This is a genomic window from Chloroflexota bacterium (genome assembly GCA_026389585.1).
In the GTDB taxonomy this organism is placed as follows: Bacteria; Chloroflexota; Dehalococcoidia; order UBA2247; family RBG-13-53-26; genus JAPLHP01.
The window spans coordinates 1-3,504 of sequence record JAPLHP010000006.1 but is presented as its reverse complement, the minus strand read 5'-3'; the positions used below and the strand labels follow the sequence as shown (position 1 = coordinate 3,504).

Here is a 3,504-nt window from a genome sequence, read left to right as displayed (position 1 = left end):
ACACTCTCTCCGATGATTAGAGGAGGTATGAAGCGCAAAGCATTGGGCTTTACCCGGTTAACTAGCAAGCCTTTCCGCAAACAAGCCATTACTACGCCGTCAGCAATATCCTTATTGAATTGCATTGCCTGCAAAAAGCCTCTACCACGTACCTCATCGATAAAGTCAAATTCTGTTTTCAATTCCTCAAGTCTCTTGTTGAGGTATTGTCCTACTCTCTCGACATTGCCCGTCACATCGTTCTCAATAATGAACTTCACAGCAGCATAAGCAGCAGCACATGCCAGAGGGTTACCCCCAAAGGTGGAGCCATGTTCTCCAGCCTTAAAGACGTCTGCCTTCTTCTTAGCCATCACAACGCCGATAGGTACCCCGCTGGCCAATCCTTTTGCCAGGGTCATGATATCTGGCTCAACACCATACTGCTGATAGGCAAAAAGTGTCCCTGTTCTCCCCATGCCGGTTTGGATTTCGTCCAGGATAAGGAGAATCTTTTTCTTGTCGCACCAGTCCCGGACTTTCTGGAGGTAGTCCTTCGAAGGGACATTCACTCCCCCTTCGGCTTGTATTGGTTCCAGCATTACAGCACAAGTCTGGCTGTTTGTAGCCTGTTTTATGGCCTCAATCCGGTTGTATTCCACGTTTACAAAGCCGTTGACCAGAGGCGTATAAGGTTCCTGGAGATTCTTCTGTCCCGTAGCTGCTACCATTGCCAGCGTTCGGCCATGGAACGAATTGAAGGTGGTAATCACCTCAAAGGCTCCGTTAAGATAGAGCTTGCCAAACCGGCGCGCCAGCTTCACCGCTCCTTCATTTGCCTCGGCGCCGCTATTGCAGAAGAATATTTTGTCGAAGCAACTATTCTGCACCAAAAGTTCCGCCAGGCGTATCTGGGGAATAGTGTAAAAGTGATTTGAGGTCTGGATTAACGTCTTCGCCTGCTCAGCAAGTACTTGAGATACTACGGGGTGACAATGCCCCAGACTATTTACTGCCAAACCACCAACAAAATCAAGGTACTCTTTGTCTTTGTCATCCCATACCTTCGCTCCCTGTCCGCGAACCAGGGTCACCGGCAAACGCTCGATGGTATGCATCAAATATTTTTGTTCCAGTTTATGCCAATTGGTCATAGTCAGCTCCTTGGGTATTCAGGCAATGGTGGTTCCTGCCATTTTGCCATCTACTTCCTTGATTAAGGCATGGGGTAACCTGCCATCAATAATCCGCGTTTTGTGCACAGTGGGAGCGGCCAGAAGGCAAGCTTCTATTTTGGGTATCATCCCGCCCGAAGCTACTCCTGAGTCAAGCAAAGTCTTTGCTTCCTGCGGCGAGAGCTGAGGAATCAGTTCACCCGAAGTATTGTAGATACCAGCCACATCAGTAAGAAAGATCAGTTCCTCGGCAGCAATGGCAGCAGCAATCCTGCCGGCAGCGGTATCCCCATTGACATTGAGGATGAATCCATTGTCGCCTGGGTCAGGTGGTGACTGAAAGCTCAGCGGGGCAACCACAGGAATAAAGCCAGCTCCCAGTATCGCTTGAAGCGGCTCCGGATTCACCTTAACTACTTCACCAACATAACCCATTTGAGCATCCTTGATCGAGGCTCCCAAAAGGCCACCGTCGATGCCGCTCAACCCTATCGCCCGTCCACCCAAAGACTCGATAGCCGCAACCAACTCTTTATTGACCAGTCCGGCCAGGATAGCAACTACTACTTTAAGTGTCTCAGCATCAGTTACCCTTAAGCCGTTTACAAATCTAGTAGAAACGCCGAGCCGGCCGAGCCATTCCGTGACTACATTAGCACCACCATGAACGACAATAGTCAGTCTCCCTCTTTTTTGGAGCTCAACTAAATCAGTCAGAGTGGTATCATGGCTGCCAAGGGTACTACCCCCCAGCTTTACGACGATGATCCCTGTCGGGGATTTTCGAGATTCCAATAGTCATCCTCAATCAATCAAGGATAGCAGAAGCGTAAGCTGTTATCAACGACACGCGTAGGATATGATTTATTGTGCTATGTTGATAATCTGTGGGGATCTTGGGGAGCTATTGAGGTGAGGATCAATGCAGATCGATAGACTGAAACACTTCAGGTGGCATAAGCGCTATTGATAACCACGTATTCCTGGGATAAGTCGCAGCCCCAGGCAACAGCTCGTTTGTGCCCAAGGTTGAGATGTACCGCGATAGGTACGTCGCTATTGCTCAAAATTTGTCTTGCTTTCCCGATGTCAAAAGGCACTGGAGTTCCAGACTTCAAAAGACATAGATTACCAAGGTAAAGATCTACTTTCGACTGGTCCACTCTTGCACCACTCCGGCCCACAGCCGCAATTATCCTCCCCCAGTTAGGGTCAGCCCCGTGTACTGCAGCTTTGACCAGCGAAGAACCGGCTACAGCCCGGGCAGCCAGGCGAGCATCCTTCCCAGTAGCTGCTCCCTCAACCTTCACTTCTATTAACCTAGTTGCCCCCTCGCCGTCTCGAGCAACACACTTAGCCAGGTAGACGCAAACCTGCTGAAGAGCATCCTGGAAAACCTCTCCCCCGGGTGTGCCAGTGCTCAGAGGCTCATTGCCAGCCAGTCCATTGGCGAGCAACAGGACGGTATCATTGGTGCTGGTATCACCATCTACAGTGATCATATTAAAAGAATCGTCTACTGCCTTTCGCAGGGATGCTTCAGCAAACTCATCCTCCAGAGCAGCATCCGTGGTCAGAAAACAGAGCAAGGTAGCCATGTTCGGATGGATCATGCCTGCGCCTTTGGCAACGCCACCAATGGTGGCCTTCTTACCAGCAAGATTGATGCTCACGGCTATCTGCTTGGGGAAGGTATCAGTGGTCATCATTGCCCGCACCAGATGGTGACCACCTTCGCGGGAGAGGACAACCTGCCCGATCCCACCACGGATATGATCCATAGGCAAGGGAACACCAATGACGCCGGTGCTGGCGACCAGGACCTCCTCCGGGGATAACCCCAGTTTCTTAGCAGTAAGGGCAGCCATCTCAGCAGAATCGGCCAGTCCCTGGCCTCCGGTACAAGCGTTGGCGCAGCCGGAGTTGACCACTATGGCTTGAGCTCTCTTATGGGCTAGTCTCTCCTGACATAGAAGCACCGGGGCTGCCTTAACCCTGTTGGTGGTAAAGACACCCGTTGCTACGCAGGGAGACTCCGAGCAGAGGATACCCAGATCCAGGAGATCGTCTCCTCTGGTCTTTATCCCGGCATAAGCAGCACCAGCAACAAAACCCTTTGGGGTGGTCACTGTACCACGGGGGATAGTCTTATATCTAGAGCCCATTGGTATGGGAAATTATAGGTTACTGCCCGCCTCTTGTCTAACCCTCGAATTGCCTCATCTAAAATGTAACCGAAGGGATGGTGGTTGACTCATGTAAAAGGTAACCGAAATGGGGGAGAATTGGGCTAGCTTAAGTGGTGAAGGAGATGAAAGCTAGCCAATGGATATTAGAGCACGGAAGGAGT

The 3,504-nt window shown here is 50.8% G+C and carries 3 protein-coding genes; all 3 read right to left on the bottom strand.

Features of this window, described 5'->3' with window-relative positions:
• On the bottom strand, window positions 1–1,133 hold a 1,133-nt coding region (locus NTZ04_00295; protein MCX5990768.1), incomplete at its 3' end, for an aspartate aminotransferase family protein.
• 18 nt (window positions 1,134–1,151) lie between these two features.
• Window positions 1,152–1,949, bottom strand: coding sequence for an acetylglutamate kinase (gene argB / locus NTZ04_00290; GenBank protein MCX5990767.1), 798 nt, complete (start codon window positions 1,947–1,949; stop codon window positions 1,152–1,154).
• Between the two features lie 152 nt (window positions 1,950–2,101).
• Window positions 2,102–3,319, bottom strand: coding sequence for a bifunctional glutamate N-acetyltransferase/amino-acid acetyltransferase ArgJ (gene argJ / locus NTZ04_00285; protein MCX5990766.1), 1,218 nt, complete (start codon window positions 3,317–3,319; stop codon window positions 2,102–2,104).
• Window positions 3,320–3,504 lie beyond the last annotated feature (185 nt).

Bases quoted from the DNA above. Each gene is read 5' to 3' on its own strand.
- argJ (MCX5990766.1), bottom strand. From the start codon at position 3,319: ATGGGCTCTAGATATAAGACTATCCCCCGTGGTACAGTGACCACCCCA.